We start from the raw sequence: 21,239 nt of genomic DNA, 5'->3' as shown, positions 1-21,239 counted from the left end.
GTCATCAATTTCTGAACTTAATCATACTGTTACTACTATACTGCAATTTAAAAGTGACTGCCACAAACAGTCTATAAATAGTGAAAACTATTTGAAACACTAGTAGCTAGTAATGATTGACCTCGAAGCTATCATTTTACCAGAACGATGCTTTAAATAGCCATCTTAATTGTCAACTTTAAAGATTTTTATAGGTTGTTGTCACAATAAATCACAACATAAAACAGAGTAGTTTTATGGTAAAATTAGCCCAAAGGAGTGGTAATAATGAGCTTAAAATTTATTCTAGGAACCGCAAGTTATGATCACCACCAAGCGCTCGTCACTAACTTGAAGGCTACTTTCCAAGAAAAACCGCAAGAACGCTATTTCTATTTAGTGCCGAACCATATTAAATTCGAATCAGAAGTTTCTATTTTAGAAGCACTTAAGTCAGATGAAAATGATTACGTCGCCGCTTCTCAAATTCAAGTTTTTTCATTGACGCGATTAGCGTGGTATTTTATGAAAAACACGCCGTATTATCAAATTCCGCGTATCTCGACGGCCGGTTTGAATATGTTGGTTTTTCGGTTATTACAGGAACATCAAGAACAACTGCAATTATTCCGGGGTGAAGTCAGACATACCGGCTTTGTGGCCCAGTTAACAAAACAATTACTTGAACTCAAGATTGGTTGTATCACACCAGAAGATTTAACCGCAATGGCTGAAAATCTCGGTGATCAGCAGGTTGAACTCTCTAAAAAACTACATGACCTAACCATTATTGCAACCGCTTTTGAAGCAGCAATGCAAAAACGGTTTATTGAAAATACAGCCCTAATCGATGCTTTGACCCTCTTTTTGCAGCAACAAACGCTAACAGATTGCCATTTCTACGTGGAAGGCTTTGCGCAATTTACAGCGCAAGAACAAGCATTATTAACCACTTTGATGCAACAATCAGAGGTGCAAATCGGACTTATCTTAGACAGAGCCTACCCTAATCAACAACCCGATGGTTTGAATTTTTTCTTTCAAGCTGGTCGCACCTACTATAATTTATATCAACAAGCACGCCTGAATCACGTACCAGTCATGATGGACCAGATGGCAGACAGTCAGCGCTTAACACCAGCTTTGGCAGCACTTGATCAATTCTGGGTTAGTTCTGAAAGCCCAGGTAATCGAAAACTAAGTCCAGTGCCAGTCGCTGATCATTTACATGTTGTAGCGGCTGAAAATCGTTATGCTGAACTACGCTATGTCGCCCGTGAAATCCGGCGCCTAGTGCAAACTGGCCATTATCGCTACCGGGATTTCTTAATCTTGACGCGTCACTTAGCACCATATCAAACAATGATTGCGCCGATTTTAACGGAATACGAGATTCCGTATTTCTGTGATTTACCACAAACAATGGCGGCTCATCCCTTAGTATCACTATTGGAGAAGTTATTGGACGTTAACCTTCATTTTTACCGGTACGAAGATGTCATGGCATTATTAAAAACCGAACTGTTAATTCCTAAGGGCATGTCGATTGCCGATTTTAGAGCTGATTTAGATCTCTGCGAAAACTTGATTCTAAAAAATGGTTACGAAGGCAAGGATTGGTTAAATGATTTGGATTGGCAATTCTATCGTTTCGGTTCTTACCAAGAAGGCACGCGGACAACCCAGGATGAAGCCTTAACGGAACGCATTAATGGGATTCGACGCTACGTACAGGCTACTTTACCGCCATTTTATCGTGCACTGAAAGCAGCCAAAACTGGTCGGCAAGTAGCTCAAGTACTCTATCAATTTTTAATCGACCATGGTGTTGATCGACAACTATTGAATTGGCGGGATCAAGCATTAGCTGCTAATCAAGTGGCCCAAGCTGGTCAACCAGAACAAACGTGGTCGACCTTTATGCAAATGCTTGATGAATACGTCACCTTGTTAGGGGATGTGTCATTTGAAGAAGATAATACTGAGCAACTAAACGAATTCAAACAGCTGCTTTCGGCCGGTTTTGCGGCAGCCCAATATGCTCAGATTCCCTCGACCCTTGACCAAGTTGTCCTCTCTGAATCGGGGATGGTTCAGACGAAGAAACGCCAGATCACCTTTATGATTGGTTCGACCGATCAAGTCATGCCAGATCAGATTGAGAATACGGCGTTATTAACCGATCAAGATCGCCAACGCTTATTGGATAATGATGGCCAAGCTACGCCGTTATTAAACGAGTCTAGTGTCGGTAAAATGAACGCTGAACCATACTTGAACTACCTCGCTTTTTTAAGTAGTCAAACAACGGTTTATTTTACGTACCCACTAGGGAATGGTGAGGGAACAGCCTTCAAAATTTCCCCCTATGTCGAACGTATTAGAAATCATTTTGATTTAACAATTCAAAAAATTGCGGCCGAACAGTCATTACAAAACACAGAGATACCTCAAGGCTCATGGCGTAGCTTGTTAAGTGATCTCATTCAAGTCAGTCGACAGGCCCAAGAAAATCAGACGTTGATTCCAGAACAGTGGTTAACGACGTATCGACTCTTGCAACAAGCACCGCAAAGTCAGTTCTTAACAACGCAATTATTCCAAAGTCTCAATTACCGCAATGAACCAGAGCGCCTGACACCTGAAATCGTGACTGGTTTATATGGCAATGAAATTCATACGTCAATTTCAAAACTAGAAGAGTTCTATCAAAATCAGTACGCTTATTTCTTGAAATACGGTTTAAAATTACAAGAACGGCCTGTTTTTGAATTAACACCGGCTAATACGGGGAACTTTTACCACGAGGTGATGGATCGCTTTATTAAGCTGATTCAAGGGCAACAAATTGCCCTGCCAGAATTGGATGATCGACAAATTGATAAGCTTGTCAGTGAAGTCTTGGCTAAGACCTATGAACAACCTGAGTTTAAGATTCTCAATAAAACAGCGCGCATGGGCTATATTCGCCAACAACTGACGCAAACTGTCAAACGCGTCAGCCTAGCACTTCGTAATCAGAGCCTTTCAACCAACTTACGGCCGCTAGCAACCGAAGTCTTATTTGGTCAAGTTGGCGCAGAAAAAGGGCTCCAAGGGTTAAATTTCATGTTAGATGATCACCGTGAAGTAAAAGTCCGGGGAAAGATTGACCGGATCGACCAATTGACCATTAATAACCAACCTTACTTAGGGATTGTTGATTATAAATCTAGTCAGCATAGTTTTAATTTCCGGGATGCTTATTACGGGTTGGCCCTGCAGATGTTGACCTATCTCGAAACGGTCTTGCAAGATCAACAGGCCATTTTACCAGCTGATAGTGCGGTGAAACCTGCCGGTGCCTTTTACTTACATCTGAAGAACCCGACATTAACGCTCAAACAATTAACGAAGAAAAAAATGGGGCAATTACAAAAGGGCGAGTTTGATCAAATGTTATTAGATCAATTTAAATACAACGGGCTCATTGTCAATGATGAGGAATTACTCGAAAATCTCGATACAACGCTTGTCAACGGTCAATCGCCACTCTTTGCCTTCAGTAAGTTAAAGAGCGGTAAGTTTAGCTCTAAACAATTGGTGACGCTTGATCAACTTGATTTATTGATGGCACATAACGAAGAATTAATCAAAGAAGCGGGCCGGGCGATTTTTGCTGGGGACACAGCATTGAATCCGATTATGCGTCCGGATCGAACGAATGCCCTAACGTTGTCACCATTTAAGTCGATTTTCCAATTTGATGCGATGTTACCGGAAAATAATTACCGCCAATTAGAAGCACTAGACGAAAAAGCAGTCCTCGAACGCTTAATGAGTAAAAAAGGAGATGGCAATCTTGAGTAACCCCCAATTTACACCTTCACAACAAGCCGCTGTCGATCATGATGGCCACGATATTTTAGTATCCGCGTCAGCTGGTTCAGGGAAGACATCCGTTCTTGTTGCGCGGGTCATCCAGAAAATCTTAAAAGGGACCGATGTCGATACTTTACTTGTTGTGACCTTTACGGAAGCCGCTGCTACTGAAATGCGCCAACGGATTCAAGCAGCACTACGCGATGCTAGCGAGAAAGCGACAGAGCCAGCCGTCAAACAGCGCTTACGCCAACAACTAAGTCTCGTGCCAACCGCTCAAATCAGTACACTGCACGCCTTTTGCTTAAAGGTCATCAAACAATTTTATTACGTGATTGACCGTGACCCCGTATTCCGCTTATTGAGTGATACCGCAGAACGACTTCTCTTAGCGGATCAAGTATGGCAACGGGTGAGAGAGGCCTTCTACAATCACGAATATGTCAAAGAAAATGAACAAGATACATTATTCTACGAATTAGCCCAAAATTTCTCGAATGATCGTAACGATGACGGCCTGACCGACATTGTTTTTGAGTTGCTCGATTTTGCAAACGCCAATCCCAACCCGGTTAAATGGTTAAATAAACTACCTAAGAGTTATGCTGTTGATGAAGCTGGTTTGACTGCCAGTGATTATTTCCAAGAAAAAATATTACCCATTTTACAGCAAACCATCACCGAATGCTTGGAAGCCTTACAAGAAGCTGAACAGCTCAGTCAAACGAGCGAAAATCTAATGATCTATGCCCCTCAAATTGCAACTACGCAAGCGGCTTTAACACAAATCAAAACAGACGCAAAAACGTTAAATTGGCAAGATTGGCGCCAACAACTAACAGATGCGCAGCTAGGTCCCGCTAAACGGACTAAGAAATTAGAACCCGACGAACAAATTAATAAAGACCGGTTGAAAGCCGATTTAGATGACGTCAAAAAGAAAATTCAGACGTTACTGGACACCTATTTTGTGTTTGATGAAGCAACTACTGCTAATATTCAACGTCAAGCTGGCCAATTGGTTCAAAAATTAGTGAGTGTCACGTTAACTTTTAGAGAAGCCTTTCAAGCCGAAAAAGAACGGCGCCATTTATTGGACTTTAGTGATTTAGAACAACTTTGTCTGACAATTTTATCGGCCGATGATTCGCCAGCAAAAGTCTTTTATCAACAAAAATTTAGCGAAGTGCTAGTTGATGAATATCAAGATACCAATCCGCTCCAAGAAACGATTATCCAAAAGGTCACTTCTGATCATCCACGCAATCTCTTCATGGTCGGGGATGTTAAGCAGTCAATTTATGCTTTCCGATTAGCCGATCCAAGCTTATTTAAGAATAAGTATAACGAATTTGGTGTCACGGAATCTGAACGTGATAGTGAACGAATCATCTTAGCTGAAAACTTCCGTTCGCGCCGCAATATCGATGACTTTACCAATCTGATTTTTAAACAATTGATGGACGAAAATCTTGGCGAATTAGACTATGACGAAAATGCCGCCTTGCAATATGGCGCTCGCTATTATCCTGACCAGCAGCCAACCGCACCAACAGAGCTCTTGCTTTATGAAACTAAGCCGGAAGAGGCAGTTGCCAACCCTCAATTAGATAAGAGTGAGGGCCAAGTCGTGGCGGTCGCTAAACGGATTCAAGCCATGATAACCAATGGTGAACAGATTTGGGATAAGAAACTCGAAAAGATGCGGCCGATTGAATATCGGGACATCGTTTTACTAGCACCCACCCGCGGTAATAACTTGTTTATCCTGGATTACTTTAAACGCTTCGGGTTGCCGGTTGTGATTAAGGATGCGCAAAATTATTTCCAAACGATCGAAGTCCAAATTATGTTGGCCCTACTTCAGGTGATTGATAATCCTAACCAAGATATTCCACTGGTCAGTGTTTTACGCTCACCAATTGTCGGGTTAAACGAAAATGAATTGGCATTAATTCGGATTAACGATAAGACGGATGATTATTATCAAGCGGTCTTTAACTTTATTGACCAATATAACGAACAAAAAGTCGGCCATTTAGGCCAACAGGTCATGCAGAAATTGACGCACTTCATGGCTTTATTGACGTCGTTTAGAACCATTGCTCGTCAACAACCGATTGTTGATTTAATTTGGACGATCTATCAAGAGACCGGCTTTTTAGACTATGTCGGTGGGATGCCAGCTGGGCGTCAGCGCCAAGCTAATTTACACGCGCTTTATGAACGCGCCACAGCGTATGAAGAAAATGGTTTTAAAGGACTCTTCCAGTTCATCCAATTTATCGAACGTCTCCAGAAACAAGATAAAGATTTAGCACAACCAACAAGCTTAGAAAATCAAGACGCCATCTCTGTTATGACTATTCACGGGAGTAAGGGACTTGAATTTCCAGTCGTCTTTTTAATCGATACAAGTCGCCGCTTTAACCAACAAGATTTACAACGCTCATATGTTTTGGATAATCATGGTGGTTTAGGGGTCGTCTATTTAGATAGCCAAAAGCGGTTGAAGGTGCCAACGCTGCCCGAATTAGCGATTACCGCTCAGAAACGGAAAAAATTAAGAGCAGAAGAAATGCGAAAACTATACGTTGCTTTGACACGTGCGGAACAACGGTTAATCATCGTTGGCCATTGTGATAACCAGGCCCAATTGATGAAGCAATGGCAAAAAGGGCAAAATAGTACTCACCAAATATTAGATGATAATGTCCGGAATGATGCCGCTAGTTTACTCGATTGGATTGGTCTGAGTCTAATTCGTCATTCGCAAGCTAAAGACTGGACTACTGATTATGAGCCACTACTAGCTTTAAGTGGTGATCAAACCGAGTTTAAGTTGATTATGACTAATGAAGCCTTACTTGGTGAAATGCCAGGTAGTCTGCATAACGATCAGGACTGGGGGCAACAACAGCAAAAGGCACTTCAAACAATTGATTTAAGCAGTGGGACAGCAACTGCAATTGCTGAGCAATTAACTTTTAAGTATCCCGCAAATGTTGCCACCCAAACGACGGCTTATCAATCGGTTTCGGAAGTCAAACGCCTTTTTGAAGACCCTGATAATACTGGATTGGGACAATTAGATTTAGCGGCTGAGCAACCACGCCAAGCAAATCGTTACGTAACGGATAGTTTAGCCCAACCGCAATTTTTACAAACCGTGCAACAACCAACCGCAGCAGAAGTGGGGACCGCAACGCATTTGGTCTTGCAAGAAATTGATTTAACGCAACCAGTAACGCTAGCGAGTTTGCAAGGTCTTGTCGATCGACTTGTCTTACAGAATAGTTTAAGCGCCAATGTTGCGGCTAAGATTAATCTTAATCACCTATTAACCTTCTTTGAAAGTGACTTAGGACAGCAATTATTAGCCCAGCCTGAAGCGGTTAAGCGGGAAGTGCCATTTTCGTTGTTATTACCGGCAGAAACGATTTTTGAAGGCATTCGTCCCGCAGATGATGATCACGTCCTAATTCATGGGATTATGGATGGTTATTTATTGACCGATGACGGTTGTTATTTATTTGATTACAAAACCGACTTTATTGACCCCAGTGATCAAGAAGCGGCGATTGAACGGGTTAAAACCCGCTATGCTGGCCAGATTAACCTCTATAGCGCTGCTTTAAATCAGATTGCCCCAAAGCCAGTCAGCCATAAATATCTCTATTTATTGTCAATTGGCGAACTGGTTGAGATTAACTAGACTGGTTTATCAGCGCCATTCATAGTATGATTAACATTAATTATGAGTAAAGTATTGGTGACAGCATGAACCGAGAGACTATTTATGCCGTTGTTGATTTGGAGACAACGGGAACGAACATTAAAGATGGGGACCGCATTATTCAATTTGGTTGTGCCCTTGTTCAAAACGGCAAAATTATTCAGACCATTTCACAAGATGTGAATCCACTACGCGACGTACCAACTAAAATTCAACATTTGACGCATATTACGGCTGATCAGTTAGAGTTAGCCCCAATCTTTGAAGATTTGGCGCCCACATTAGTTGAAATTTTATCTGGCACTGTTTTTGTGGCCCATAATATTAATTTTGATTTACCATTCTTAAACGGTGAATTAAAGCGCGTTGGCTTACAACCATTAGACTTAGCCGGGATTGATACCGTCGAATTAGCCCAAATTATCTTACCCGAAGCGCCTAGTTATCGTTTACAAGATTTAACTCAACTATTAGAGATTGAACACGATAATCCCCATCAAGCCGACAGTGATGCGCTTGTAACAGCTAAACTATTCTTGAAATTGAGTGCCCGCTTGCAGGCCTTGCCATCGGTCACCCTCAATCGTTTGAGTGAACTTGGTGAGGGCTTATTACGACAAACAGGTGATTTTTTCACCGATACTGCCCAGCAGATGCGCGAAAAATCGCAACCACTCCCCAACGAATTGTTAATTCAAGAGGAGATTGCACTCCGTAAACCCGCACCAGTTGATTTTGAAATCTACCCTGGTTCGAGCTATGCGGCTCAGTATCCCATAACTGAAGCTGAAAAAAAGCGTCTTTTAAAACCACATTTGAAATGGCGTAAGGCACAGGCGACGATGATGGATTTAATCCACGATAATTTCGAGTCTAAAACGCCGGAACCATTGTTAATTGAAGCAGCAACTGGGTTAGGAAAGACGATCGGCTACTTACTCCCGTATAGTTATCGGATGTCACGTGATCATAAGTTAGTGGTTGCGACATCAACGACGCTATTGCAAGAACAGATTCTAACCCAGGCCAAACCGCTATTAGAACGCTTGGTCGGTCGGCAAATCGATGCGGCAGTTGTCAAAAGTGCGAGTCACTATATTGATTTGCATCGTTTTGAATTATCATTGCGGCTACCGCATAAAAATCGGATGATTCGCTTGTTGCAGATGAAAATTTTAGTTTGGTTAACGCAAACGACGACTGGCGATTTAGATGAACTTAATTTAACCAGTTACAAAACCCCATTTTTTGTCAGCATTCAACACCGAGGCCTGGCTAGTTTGAATCCTCAAGCACCGTTTTATCATGAAGACTTCCTAAGACGATTGACACACCGGCAGCAACAAGCTGAATTATTGGTAACCAATCATGCTTATTTAGCAAGTCACGCGGATGAACAACAAATTTGGGGCCCGAAACCTTACTTGGTCTTAGATGAAGCTCAAAACATGGTGTTTAATGTGCAGACCATTTCACAAGAGACTTGGTCGTTGTCCAGTTGGCAATTTTGGGCCCAAAAAGGACTCCAATATACGACAGGTGCGCAAACCAATAATTTGGTCCGCCTGTTCCCAGCGGAAACGCCCCAAAATCGTTCATTGAAGTTATTGCATAAGACATTGGGTAAGTTGACACGGACCTTAACGCATTTAGAAACTTATCTAACGGAGCAGTTTGAGCCAGATGAACCAACAGATGGACAAACTTTTAGTGAACGGTATTTGAATCCGGACGAAGTGATTCAATTCGTTAATGCCAGTCAGCGTGAGTTTGGACAGTTAAATCGGGAATTGTTGACGATTCAAGATCATTTCTTAGCGTTACGCTATGCCCTAGAAAATCAATTAGCACGTTATACCGAATCTGATCTAGCAATTTGGCAATCTTTTGAAAATGAACTCAATCTCTTATTAGCAGATGTTGACCATTATCAACGGTTTGAACAGCTATTCATTGCGACGAAACCGCAGGAACGCCATGCGTTAGCGATTCAAATTACACGGCCTAGTCAACCGAGTCAGTTACCGCAATTTAAATTGCATTGGCAATTGTTATCGGCTGGGCCCCAAATGCAACAAGTGTTAAGCCATTTTGAACCTGTTACGTTAACGGGCGCGACGCTAGCGGTTAATGGTCATTTCGACTACCTCAAACGTGAATTTGGTTTTACTGAAGAGCAAGCCTTACAAACTAAGAAGTTGAGAAGTCCGTTCCGCTTTAAACAACAAGCCCGTTTTTATATCGCAGAAGATGGTCCGGTTCAAAAAGAATTAACACCTAGCGAATATCATCAACAGGTAGCGGCGCAAGTGATGACTTTAATTGCCAATAATCCGCATCAAACCCTCATTTTATTTAATGCCAATCAAACATTGGAACAGGTTTATTACGCATTAGGTCGTGCTGGGCTATCACTCGATCGTGAAGTGTTGGCCCAAGGGATTACTGGTAGTGCCGAAAAAATTACTAAACGGTTCATGTTGGGGCACGATTCGGTCTTACTGGCAACCAGTAGCTTTGTCTCAGGGGTTGATTTTCCTGAGGCCGCCCTTGAAATGGTTATTTTGGTCCAATTACCATTTGATGCGCCCAATGCATTGCAGACCCGTGTCCGGTATGCACAATTATCAGCCCAAGGGATTAATCCGTTTAGGGCTGAAGCACTACCTAAGGCAACGATCCGGTTGCGGCAGTCATTTGGCCGCTTAATTCGAACGCCAAATGACCGGGGTTTATTCATTTGCTTGGATCCACGGTTGTTGACCACGCAATATGGCCAACAGATGCGCCGTGCCTTACCGGCAAGTCTGCCTCAAAAGGCGGCACCTGTGCAGACAATTAGAGAGCTCAGTGATTTATTTTGGTTAAATTCTGACTAAGTTCTGGGATTTAACCGTAGCGAAACTTGTTTTTTGCTATAATAAAGCTATTCAATGCAGCAAGGAGAGAATACGCCGTGCGTAAATATAAGAGATGGATATGGGTATTTTTATTAGTAGTCTTGATGGGCGCAATGTTTTTTGTCTACCACCAAGCGCGCTTACCCGAAGTCACCGCAGAAGCAAAGGCGACCAAGATTGCTAAGAAATACGCTAAACTAGAAAATCCAGATGGTTTCTACACGTACCATCGCAATGGCACGTATTATACAGTCAGTGGTCAAGATAAAAATAAAAATGGTATCTATGTATTAATTAACGAAAAAGGCAACCATGTGACCATTTATCGTCAATCAAAAGGGATGACTAAAAACGAAGCCCTTAAAAAGACGTGGTCCACTAAGAATCCTCAAAAGGTCCTCAATATTAACTTTGGTTTTTACAAGAACAAACCTGTTTGGGAAGTTGTTTATCGTAGCGACAAGGGCCGTCTTTGTTATTTAACGCTTGATTTCAAGACCGGTAATACGACCCAATTAATTGAAAATATCTAGGAGTTTTGCTAATTAGGGCTGTTGTCGTCAGTGTTTTGTTATATAATAATAATTATCAGTTATTTTGAACTGTTTAAGTTAAATTAAGTCAGCATAAGGAGACAGAGTATATGGTTAAAAAAATCAGTATTATTGACGCTAAAGACCATGTCGATGAAGAAGTCAAAATCGGCGTTTGGTTAACCGATAAGCGTTCAAGCGGTAAGATTTCATTCTTACAATTGCGCGATGGTTCAGCCTTTTTCCAAGGGGTTGTTGTTAAGAGCCAAGTAAGTGAAGAAGTCTTCCAATTGGCTAAAGATGTTAAACAAGAATCAAGTATGTGGATTACAGGTGTGATTCATGAAGATACACGTTCACATTTCGGTTACGAAATTGAAGTCTCAAATATTGAATTAATTGGTGACAGTAGTGAATACCCAATTACACCTAAGGAACATGGGATTGAATTCTTATTAGATCACCGTCACTTATGGTTACGTTCAAAACGCCCATTTGCGATTATGAAGATCAGAAATGAAATCATTCGTGCTTCTTATGAATTCTTCAATCAAGAAGGCTTCATGAAGATGGACCCACCAATCTTAACGGGTAGTGCACCTGAAGGCACAACTGAATTATTCCACATCGAATACTTCGACAACGATGCTTACTTGACACAAAGTGGTCAATTATACGCAGAAGCTGGTGCAATGGCCTTTGGTAAAGTCTTTACCTTCGGACCTGTTTTCCGTGCTGAAAAATCAAAAACACGTCGTCATTTGACTGAATTCTGGATGATTGAACCAGAAATGGCCTTCATGGAACAAGATGAAAGTCTTGAAGTCCAAGAAAAATACGTGGCTTACCTTGTTCAAAACGTTATCGATCACTGTGCCTATGAATTAAAATTATTGGACCGTGATATTGATCAATTGAAGAAGTACACACAAACACCATATCCACGTATTTCATACGATAAGGCTGTTGAAATGTTACAAGCAGCTGACTTCGATATTAAATGGGGCGATGATTTCGGTGCACCAGATGAAACTTACTTATCTGATCAATTCGAACAACCTGTCTTCATTTTAAACTACCCTAAAGCCATCAAACCTTTCTACATGAAGCCACATCCAACACGTGATGATGTCTACTTATGTGCTGATTTATTAGCACCAGAAGGTTACGGTGAAATTATCGGTGGTAGTGAGCGTGAAACTGACTTCGATAAATTAGAGGCTGAAATCAAATCAATGGGCTTAGATATTGAAGAATATCAATGGTACCTAGATTTACGTCGTTACGGATCAGTGCCACATTCTGGTTTCGGTTTAGGCCTTGAACGCGCAATCACATGGATTTGTGGTATCGATCATTTACGTGAAGCTATTCCATTCCCACGAATGATTAACAGAATCAAACCATAAATTAAATTTTGAAAAAGTGCATTTTAAAAGCATGTCGTCAATTATTGACCGACATGCTTTTTTATTTTCTCAAAACCCGTTACAATAGAAGTAATCATTTTCCAAAAAGAAGGCTAGTATATGAACGAATTAACGGCATTTATAGAGGGCGGTCAGCTCAGCGTGTCGCGCTTATTATTACAACATTACCAGACGCTCAGAATGTCTTCTGACGAACTGGTTGTCTATTTACAACTGAGTGATTTTGCCAGCCAAGGGGATACTTTTCCAGACTTAGCGGTGATTGGTGAACGGATGGGATTGGCGCCAACGCAAATTTATGAGTTGATCCACCAATTGCTTAAGAAGAAAATTATCACGTTGAACTCAACCGTTAATGAACAAGGACAGCCAGTTGATCATTATGATCTAACACCAGCATTATCCAAACTCAGTGTCCTAGCTGTCCAACAAAATCAGGCAGCATTAAATTCGCAAGAAACCAATCAGCGCCTATCCGTCTTTAACCAAATTGAGCAAACCTTTGGGCGGCCATTATCGCCACTTGAATCCGAAATCATCTCAAATTGGTTGGATTTGGATCATTATTCGGCTGAGTTGATACAGCTCGCAGTCCGCGAAGCAGTCTTAAACCAAGTTTATTCACTTAAATATGTCGATAAAATTCTATTGAATTGGCAAAAACAAAATATCCAAACCAAAGAAGATTTACAAGCGTATCAAAAAGCACATCCACGACGTTAATCTGATAAGGGAGGTAGTTGAACATGTTATCAAAAGCAAAAACAAGATGGGCCATGACACAACTGTACGAGCTGATTCCCGATGCAAAGGGGGCCTTAATTGCGGACAGTCCATTTCAATTATTGATTGCGGTGATGTTAAGTGCGCAGGCGACCGATGTATCAGTCAATAAAGTAACACCACAACTTTTTGAACATTTTCCAACGCCAGCCAGTTTTGCGATCGCAAATCTAACCGCAATCGAAGCTGATATCCGTTCAATTGGTTTATATCACAATAAAGCTAAACATATCCGCACTTGTTGTCAGCAGTTAATCACGGATTTTGGTGGTGAAGTCCCGCAAACCCATGCTGAACTCGAGCAATTAGCCGGTGTCGGCCGAAAGACCGCCAATGTTGTCTTAGGCGACGCGTTTAATGTACCATCATTTGCTGTTGATACGCATGTTAGTCGAATTGCCAAGCGATTAACGATTAGTGCTGAAAACGCCTCTGTGCGCCAAATTGAAACTGACTTTCAAACAAAGCTCCCCAAAAAAGAATGGGTCCAAGCCCACCACACGTTAATTTTATTTGGTCGGCAAGTCTGTACAGCACGGAACCCCAAGTGTAATCAGTGTCCGTTATTAAGTATCTGTCCGGCAGGGCAACGAATACTTCAAGAACGTGGTTAACGGAGTTAGTAATTTTAAGAAAAAAATAGCCTGATTGTCCGAACTCTTAAGAGAGCGACAATCAGGCTATTTGATTAGTGCGAGGTTGTTATTGAGGGTTGGCTCGTCGACTGACTTGTTGTCGGTGCACTTGACGAACTAGCTGGTGCTTCAGAAGAAGAGGTGACTGTTGAAGAGGATTCGCTTGGTGCTGATGACACGCTTGAACTTGATTCAACAGAACTGCTACTTTCCGATACACTGCTTTCAGAAGAAGCAACACTTTGACTTGAGCTTTGAACTGAAATTGAAGGTGTTTGAGATTCAATCACGCTGTGTGTTGATGAATAAGAAGAGCTTGTTGAGTCCTCCGCAACTGTCGCTGTCGTTCCTTTAACGAAGAGCTCTCTAACACCGGCAATCGTTTTAGCTTGAACTGAACTAGGCATCGTCCAATCCGTATTTGAAACATTTTGTGAGAGGTAAACCATCATTGCGCGGTAAATGTAAGCCGCAATGTTTCGTTCTTCCATCGTTAACCCATTTTCGAGCGGCTTGTCGTAACCCGTCCAAACAGTAATGGAGTAATGTTTCGTGTAGCCGGCAAACCAACTATCTTTCGCAAGGTCTGAACTGAGTCCTGATTTGGCTAATTCTTCACTTGAATAATCGGTTGTCCCGGTCTTACCAGCTTGATGTAATCCTGAGATCTGTGCTAACGTCCCAGAACCGTTCTTGATGACGTCTTTCATCATATCAGTCATCATGTAGGCCGTTGAATCTTTCATCGCGTCAGAGCCTTCAGAGTTGTAATTATGGGTGACGCCATCTGCAGTTTCAACTTTATTGATGTAAGTTGGTTTGTAATAAGTTCCACCATTGGCAAAAGCGCTATAGGCAGCAGATTCTTCTAAGGTAGAAACATTCCCACCAATCCCATAAGCAAGGCCGGTATCTTCAGGAATCGTAATCCCTAAACCTTTAACAAATTTACGCGCACGCGTCATACCAACATCTTCTAATAAGCGAATTGCGGGGACGTTTCGAGAATTAGCTAACGCATTACGGGCTGTAATTGTCCCCAGGTAGCGGTTATCAAAATCGTGAAGTTGAATGTTGGTACCTGGATAAATATAGGCTGTATCTTGTAGTTTTTGAGCCGTTGAATAATTGAGATATTCAATCGCTGGTGCAAAGTCCATCATTGGTTTCATAGAAGACCCATTACTACGACCAGATGAGACCGCCCGGTTATAGCCTAACTGGACATCGCCAGTTTTACGGCCACCAATCATCGCAACAATCTTACCGTTGTTAGGGTTAGTAATCGTTACAGCTGTTTGCATCTTATCATCAGGGAACTGGACGGTTGTATCGTCATTGACGGTATCATATAACTTCTTTTGCGCATCCATATCAATATTGGTATAAACTTTTAAGCCGTCTTTATAAGGATCATAGCCTTTTTTCTTGAGGTCTGAGATAACTTCCTTAACATAGGCATCAGTTGCTTTAGCGTTCGTTGATTCATTGGTTTCAGATTTTTGTGCGACTAACCCAGTGTTAATCGGAACAGCTTTAGCTTCAGTTGCTTCTGCTTCGGAAATCTTATTGTTTCGTTGCAAGGCATCGAGTACTAAATCACGACGCGTCTTTGCTTGATCTGGATGTGCATAGGGATCGTAATTAGCAGGGGACTGTGGCATACCAGCAATCAATGCTAATTGTGGGAGACTCAATTGTTTTAACGTCTTATCGTAATAGTACTTGGCAGCTGTTTGCATACCATAAACACCATTATTCAAGTAAACTTTATTCATATAATATTCCAAAATTTGATCTTTAGAATACTGCCGTTCAACTTGAACGGCCAACCAAGCTTCTTGTGCTTTACGTTTGAAGGTTTGATCGCTATTTTTTGTTGAAAAGACCGATAACTTGATTAATTGTTGCGTTAAAGTACTCCCACCTTGTAAACCTAGCGAAGAGTGTCCAGTAATGTTAGCAAAGGCCGCCGATGCGATTCGGACTGGATCGATCCCAAATTTCTCCTTATAAAAGCGCCGATCTTCGATTGAAACGACGGCATCTTTTAACGTTTGTGGGATTTGATCGCTGCTAGCATAAGTCTGATTAGCAGCGCCTAATCGCTTAAAGGCTTTGTTGTTACTGTCATAAAGAACAGTTGCATTACCATTTTGCAATTTATCCTGTGTAATCTCGGGGGCATCTTTTGCATAGTATGCAAATAAGCCAATCCCCGCGATAATTAGTGCAAAGAGGGCCAATAAGCCCCATTTGATAATACGGCCAAATAGCGACTTAGTACGCTTTTTGGCCGGTTTCTGGTGTCTTGTGACACGTGTGTTACCTGTTTGATTGGCAGACATGTTAATTTAAACTCCTTTGTGGTGGCGTGCGATTAATTGATCGACGGCCTCTAAATAGGGAATACTTGGGTTTAATTGATACTGAATTTCAAACCCATCGGTAACGATCGCCGCTAGTGGAATTGATTTCCGACCACCAGTTGCTTGATTATCCCATTGTGTAATCAATAAACTTGCCGGATACACAAATAAACGTTGCAATGGGACGAACTTCATAATCACAAAACAAACCCCACCTTGTTGTAAGCAAGCTCTGAAATGATCAATTTGATGTTGATGAAAGTTTTGGAATGGAAATGACGTTTTATTCTTAGTTTCCTTCGCTTCAAAATCCACATAGTGTCCCTGATAGATACCGTTATAATCGGTGGTTGAAGCTTGCTTAAAGTAGGCTTCCTTAATAACAGCTTGACTACGCGCTGGGTAATCAACCTTAACAATTTGAATAGGGGTGGGTTTCTTATAGATAACCGCAGCATCACGTAGTCGATAGTATTGATTGCTATCGTTGATTTCTTCTTCTAATGACATACCGCGTTTACCATATAAGGTGGTTGGACTAGTATGTCGCCCTTGCTTTTTAGGTTGTTTTGTTTCATGATTTGAGTAGGGCTGTCCGTTTGGATAATGAAAGGCCATCAAGAATCACACTCCTGTGAAACTATTATAGCAATATTCACTCAAATTTAAAATCATTAGGTGGAGGACTGACAATTGAAACGACTATGGTTAACCGGCTATCGAAGCTATGAACTCGGTGTTTTTGGCGATTCCGATGAGAAACTTAAAGTTATTAAATATTCTTTAAAAAAGCAACTTAATAATTACCTCGATGATGGCTTAGAATGGCTTATTACCGGGGGCCAGATGGGTATCGAACAGTGGGGGATTCAAGTTGCACAGGAACTTAAAATAGATTATCCTGAATTAAAGGTTGCGATGATGCTACCGTTTAGTGATTTTGGTCAACAGTGGAACGAACAAAATCAGGGTACATTGATGACGTTAAAAGCCCAGGTCGACTTTTGCGAACCCGTCATTAAAGCCCCGTATTCTGGGCCCCAACAGTTGCGCCAATATCAACAGTTTATGTTGACTCATACGGATGGTGCATTATTGTACTATGATCGTGAAGCGCCTGGTAAACCAGAATACGATGCTAAAGCAATTGAGACCTATCAAGAACAACATGAGTATCCCAATAATCAGGTCGATTTTTTTGAACTGCAAGATTTAGCAAACGAGTTGGCGGAGTTAGAGAATCAAGCCTTTTAGGGCTTTTAATTCTTTAATAACTTTAATAACTTTGCTATAATGGGATTTATGGTATATTTATTATAAATGAGGTGTCAAAATGGATAATCAATTAGAAATCGAATTAAACCCAACTGAAATTTTGAAAAAAGAATTTAAGTCAAAGATGCGCGGCTATGATCCTGAAGAAGTCGACGGTTATTTAGATTTAGTGATTAAAGATTACCAAACTTATCAAGAAAATATCGATCGTTTAACGGCCGATAATACCCGCTTATTTAACAAGGTTGAAGAACTTAATCGTCAACTAAGTGCTTCTGACAGTGTTAAAGAAGTCAAGCCACAACAGGCTTCAGCAGCAACTAACTATGATATTTTGAAACGTTTATCAAATCTTGAACGTCACGTATTTGGTGCTAAGTTAAGTGACCAAAATGGTGCCGCTCAAACAAGAGTTCAAAATCATTCACAATTTGATTAGACAAATCGCTTAAGATGTACTATAATAATATACATTGATTAACATTTGTAAATCTTGAGTAATCGCGGTCTACATCAGTAGGCTGAGGAAGGTCCATGCCCGCACAGGCTGAGATGCTTGTAGTGTTCGTGCCTGGCCCAATAAGCCAGGGTACCTTAATGGTAACGGCGGAAAAAGCGCTAAAACTTCGGTCATGCGTTAATATCCTTAAATAGTGCCACAGTGACGGAGCGTTTGGGGAAACCCAAACGATGGAACGAGGTAAACCCCGCGAGCGAGTAACCCAAACTTTGGTAGGGGCGTCTCATTTATGGAAATGAACTAAAAATGAGAGTTCGAAAGAACAGATAGATGATTACTGAAGGAGCTTTCTTCCTGGGGAAGTTCTGGAACAAAACATGGCCTATAGAGGTTTACAAACAGGTGGCTTGGGCTTTTGCCCAAGCTCTTTTTATTTAAAAAATAATTTCCTAAGGGGATCTTTAAAAAATGACTTACCAACTATACGCTACAATGGCAAGTGGTATCGAATCCATTACGGCTAAAGAACTACAGAATTTAGGCTACGAAACGCGTTCAGATAACGGTCGGGTTTATTTCGAAGGTGACTTGGCAGATATCGCCAAGATTAACCTTTGGTTACGCAGTGCCGATCGTGTGAAGATTGCCATCGGTCAATTCGAAGCAAAAACGTTCGATGATCTTTTTGAACAAGTGAAAGCTTTGCCATGGGATCAATATTTACCACTAGACGCTGCCTTTCCAGTAGCTGGTCGTTCTGTGCGTTCAACACTCCATAGTGAACCAGATGTCCAAGCCATCACTAAAAAAGCGATTGTTGATAAGTTAAGTACTGTTTATCACCGTCGGACGCGTTTAGCTGAAACCGGTTCTGTCTATCCACTAGAAGTCAGCATCTTAAAAGATATGGTGACAATTAGCTTAGACACAACCGGTCCTAGTTTATTCAAACGTGGTTACCGTCTTGAAAAAGGGGAAGCGCCATTGAAGGAAAACTTCGCGGCCTCATTAATTCTCCTCAGTCGTTGGCAACCAGATATGCCGTTTGTTGATCCAACCACTGGTTCAGGTACAATTGCGATCGAAGCGGCCTTAATTGGTCGTAATATCGCGCCTGGTATGCACCGTAAGTTTGCTTTTGAAGACTTTGACTGGATTGACGCTACTGTTTTAGCTGATGCGAAGGCTGATGCTAAAGCACAAGAAAAACCGGATCAAGAACTTGAAATCTTCGGCTATGATATTGACCAAAATATGGTTGATATCGCTAAGTTGAACGCTAATGAAGCTGGTGTCTTACATGATATTCAGTTTAAACAATTAGCTGTTAAAGATTTTAAAACAGATTTAACGAACGGGGTCATCATTGCTAACCCACCATACGGTAAACGTTTGAGTGATCAAACTCAAGCGCGGGTATTGTATAAAGAAATGGGCGATACTTATCGTTCATTGAAAACTTGGAGTAAATACATTTTAACAAGTGATTTACAATTCCAAGAATCTTTCGGCCAACGTGCAACAAAACGTCGTAAACTTTATAATGGTCGGATTCAGACTGATTTATTCCAATATTGGGGTCGTCCAGTATGGCCACGTGCTGAAAAAACCGAAAAATAAGAAATTTAAAGCATTTTCCCATTATATCGGGGTAAATGCTTTTTTATTTGCCCAAAATCCATTATAATTAAGATTACTTCAATAATAAGGTGAGGGATCGACTTGACAGTCATATTAGCAGCAGAACCAATTCCTGAACAACACGTAGAAGATTTACAGCAACAAGGGTTAACCATTATTAATTTGGCCGACGTACAACCCGAACAATTGGCAACCATCGATATTATGTTTGGTTGGAATAAAGTGGTGGGGCCTAAAATTTTGGCAACCCCAAATCATCGCTTGAAATGGATTCAAGCAGCTAGTTCTGGTGTTGACTATTTACCATTAGCAACATTGAGTGAACAAAGCATTATCGTTTCAAATGCCAAGGGTATGCACGCTGTTCCGATTGCACAAACCGTGATGAGTTATATTTTATATTTCACTCGCGGTATTCGTCAAAGTTTGAGTTCTCAAGCTAACAAGGAATGGCGACACCATGAAATTGGGCGCGCGACCGAAACCCTTGAGCACCGAACAATTATGGTCTTTGGTACCGGCCAAATCGGTCATCAGATTGCTGTTTACGCTAAAGCGTTGGGGTTAAAAACCATCGGGATTAATCGTCATGGTGAAAAACGCGATGCGTTTGACGAAATTTTAACGGATCAAGATTATCAAACGAAATTAGCTGATGCGGATTTCGTTGTGAACGTAATGCCGTTAACGCCGGAAACGGAAAACTTTTTCGATACAGCATTCTTTAATGCAATGGGTGAAGGGCATTACTTCTTCAACCTAGGTCGTGGCGCTTCAATTGATGAGACGGCGCTCATGGCACAGTTGAATAACGGCCATCTCGCAGGGGCCGCAATTGATGTTGCACAAACTGAACCATTACCAGAAACATCACCACTTTGGACGACAACCAATTTAGTGATCACACCACATATCTCGGGTTACATTCCAGATATTCATGAACGGCTCTTTAGAATCTTCGAACAGAATTTACCAGTCTTCTTAACGGACGGGCAACTCACTGTTAACCAAGTTGATTTATCGGCTGGTTACTAAAAAAATAAGACTTAACACTGATACAGTGTTAAGTCTTATTTTTGTGGTTAAATTTTTATAGACCAGGAATTGGTTCCGCTAATAAACAGTTATCTGCTCGATCGTAATAACTGACAATTTTTTGAGTTAAATCGCTTCGCCAATAAATAATGCCGGCAGCTGCAGCTAATTCACAAAATATTTCAAACGTTATTTGGCCAGACTGCGCTTTTTTGACAGCTGCTTTAATTTGAGTGGCATTACTTTTAAGGGCAACTTTTTGTGGCACACCATTCATCTTCAAATCAAGATAACCATCATTATCGTAATAACGATATTTTCCGGGTTCAACAAGGTAATCATATTTAAGGACACCCAGTTTTTTAAAGGACTGTATTAATTTTGGAAAGTCACCAGCATTCTGTTCAGCATCGACCGCTTTTTGAATTGCTTCATAATTTAACATCATTAATCTCATTTCTATTTTTCTTTTTAGCGTACAACAATTGCCCGTTTTGGACAAGTAAAACCGGCTTTTTTAAATCCGTAATTTGAGACGTTTTGACGACCACTTGTCCGTTAGTTAATCTGAAATGCGCTTAAAATGCGTCTCTCGCGATTGA

General features: G+C 41.2%; 14 protein-coding genes and 1 other RNA gene. 12 read left to right on the top strand and 3 right to left on the bottom strand.

Annotated elements, in window-relative coordinates:
• The first annotated feature begins 267 nt into the window (after window positions 1-267).
• From ACPBEH_RS01885 to nth, 7 genes are all read left to right on the top strand, one after another.
• On the top strand, window positions 268-3,828 hold the full coding sequence (locus tag ACPBEH_RS01885) for a PD-(D/E)XK nuclease family protein (protein WP_424349508.1): 3,561 nt from the start codon (window positions 268-270) through the stop codon (window positions 3,826-3,828).
• Window positions 3,812-7,555, top strand: coding sequence for a helicase-exonuclease AddAB subunit AddA (gene addA, locus ACPBEH_RS01880; protein ID WP_424349507.1), 3,744 nt, complete (start codon window positions 3,812-3,814; stop codon window positions 7,553-7,555). The genes ACPBEH_RS01885 and addA overlap by 17 nt, the downstream gene beginning before the upstream one ends.
• 65 nt (window positions 7,556-7,620) lie before the next feature.
• Window positions 7,621-10,455, top strand: a complete 2,835-nt coding sequence (locus ACPBEH_RS01875) for a helicase C-terminal domain-containing protein (RefSeq protein ID WP_424349506.1) — start codon at window positions 7,621-7,623, stop codon at window positions 10,453-10,455.
• 77 nt (window positions 10,456-10,532) lie between these two features.
• Window positions 10,533-11,009 carry a DUF5590 domain-containing protein gene (locus ACPBEH_RS01870; RefSeq protein ID WP_424349505.1) on the top strand — a complete coding sequence of 159 codons (477 nt, stop codon included), beginning with the start codon at window positions 10,533-10,535 and terminating at the stop codon, window positions 11,007-11,009.
• A gap of 110 nt (window positions 11,010-11,119) precedes the next feature.
• Window positions 11,120-12,418: an asparagine--tRNA ligase gene (gene asnS, locus ACPBEH_RS01865; RefSeq protein ID WP_076631860.1), complete on the top strand. Its 1,299-nt coding sequence runs from the start codon at window positions 11,120-11,122 to the stop codon at window positions 12,416-12,418.
• A gap of 120 nt (window positions 12,419-12,538) precedes the next feature.
• Complete coding sequence (locus tag ACPBEH_RS01860) at window positions 12,539-13,162, top strand: DnaD domain protein (protein WP_011374617.1); 624 nt, start codon at window positions 12,539-12,541, stop codon at window positions 13,160-13,162.
• 23 nt (window positions 13,163-13,185) lie between these two features.
• Window positions 13,186-13,836, top strand: a complete 651-nt coding sequence (nth, locus tag ACPBEH_RS01855; RefSeq protein ID WP_424349504.1) for an endonuclease III — start codon at window positions 13,186-13,188, stop codon at window positions 13,834-13,836.
• 74 nt (window positions 13,837-13,910) lie between these two features.
• On the opposite strand, the gene ACPBEH_RS01850 is transcribed toward nth, so the two are convergent.
• Both ACPBEH_RS01850 and recU read right to left on the bottom strand, forming a co-directional pair.
• Window positions 13,911-16,205 carry a PBP1A family penicillin-binding protein gene (locus tag ACPBEH_RS01850; protein WP_424349503.1) on the bottom strand — a complete coding sequence of 765 codons (2,295 nt, stop codon included), beginning with the start codon at window positions 16,203-16,205 and terminating at the stop codon, window positions 13,911-13,913.
• Window positions 16,206-16,211: 6 nt separating this feature from the next.
• Complete coding sequence (gene recU, locus ACPBEH_RS01845; protein WP_424349502.1) at window positions 16,212-16,844, bottom strand: Holliday junction resolvase RecU; 633 nt, start codon at window positions 16,842-16,844, stop codon at window positions 16,212-16,214.
• A 75-nt stretch (window positions 16,845-16,919) separates the two neighbouring features.
• Between recU and ACPBEH_RS01840 the strand changes: the two genes are divergently transcribed.
• From ACPBEH_RS01840 to ACPBEH_RS01820, 5 genes are all read left to right on the top strand, one after another.
• On the top strand, window positions 16,920-17,480 hold the full coding sequence (locus ACPBEH_RS01840; RefSeq protein WP_016265078.1) for a DUF1273 domain-containing protein: 561 nt from the start codon (window positions 16,920-16,922) through the stop codon (window positions 17,478-17,480).
• A 79-nt stretch (window positions 17,481-17,559) separates the two neighbouring features.
• A complete protein-coding gene (gene gpsB, locus ACPBEH_RS01835) occupies window positions 17,560-17,940 on the top strand; it encodes a cell division regulator GpsB (RefSeq protein ID WP_011374622.1) in 381 nt (126 codons plus the stop codon).
• 50 nt (window positions 17,941-17,990) lie between these two features.
• An RNA gene (rnpB, locus tag ACPBEH_RS01830) (RNase P RNA component class B) lies at window positions 17,991-18,351 on the top strand.
• 78 nt (window positions 18,352-18,429) lie between these two features.
• Complete coding sequence (locus ACPBEH_RS01825; protein ID WP_424349501.1) at window positions 18,430-19,581, top strand: THUMP domain-containing class I SAM-dependent RNA methyltransferase; 1,152 nt, start codon at window positions 18,430-18,432, stop codon at window positions 19,579-19,581.
• A 102-nt stretch (window positions 19,582-19,683) separates the two neighbouring features.
• Window positions 19,684-20,637, top strand: a complete 954-nt coding sequence (locus tag ACPBEH_RS01820; RefSeq protein WP_424349500.1) for a phosphoglycerate dehydrogenase — start codon at window positions 19,684-19,686, stop codon at window positions 20,635-20,637.
• 55 nt (window positions 20,638-20,692) lie between these two features.
• Here ACPBEH_RS01820 and ACPBEH_RS01815 read toward each other — a convergent pair whose 3' ends face one another.
• Entirely contained in the window at window positions 20,693-21,085 is a 393-nt protein-coding gene (locus ACPBEH_RS01815; RefSeq protein WP_424349499.1) for a DUF1398 domain-containing protein, read from the bottom strand.
• Between the last annotated feature and the right edge of the window lie 154 nt (window positions 21,086-21,239).

This window comes from Latilactobacillus parasakei, assembly GCF_049674265.1.
GTDB lineage: Bacteria > Bacillota > Bacilli > Lactobacillales > Lactobacillaceae > Latilactobacillus > Latilactobacillus sakei.
This window is presented reverse-complemented; position numbering and strand designations above follow the sequence as displayed.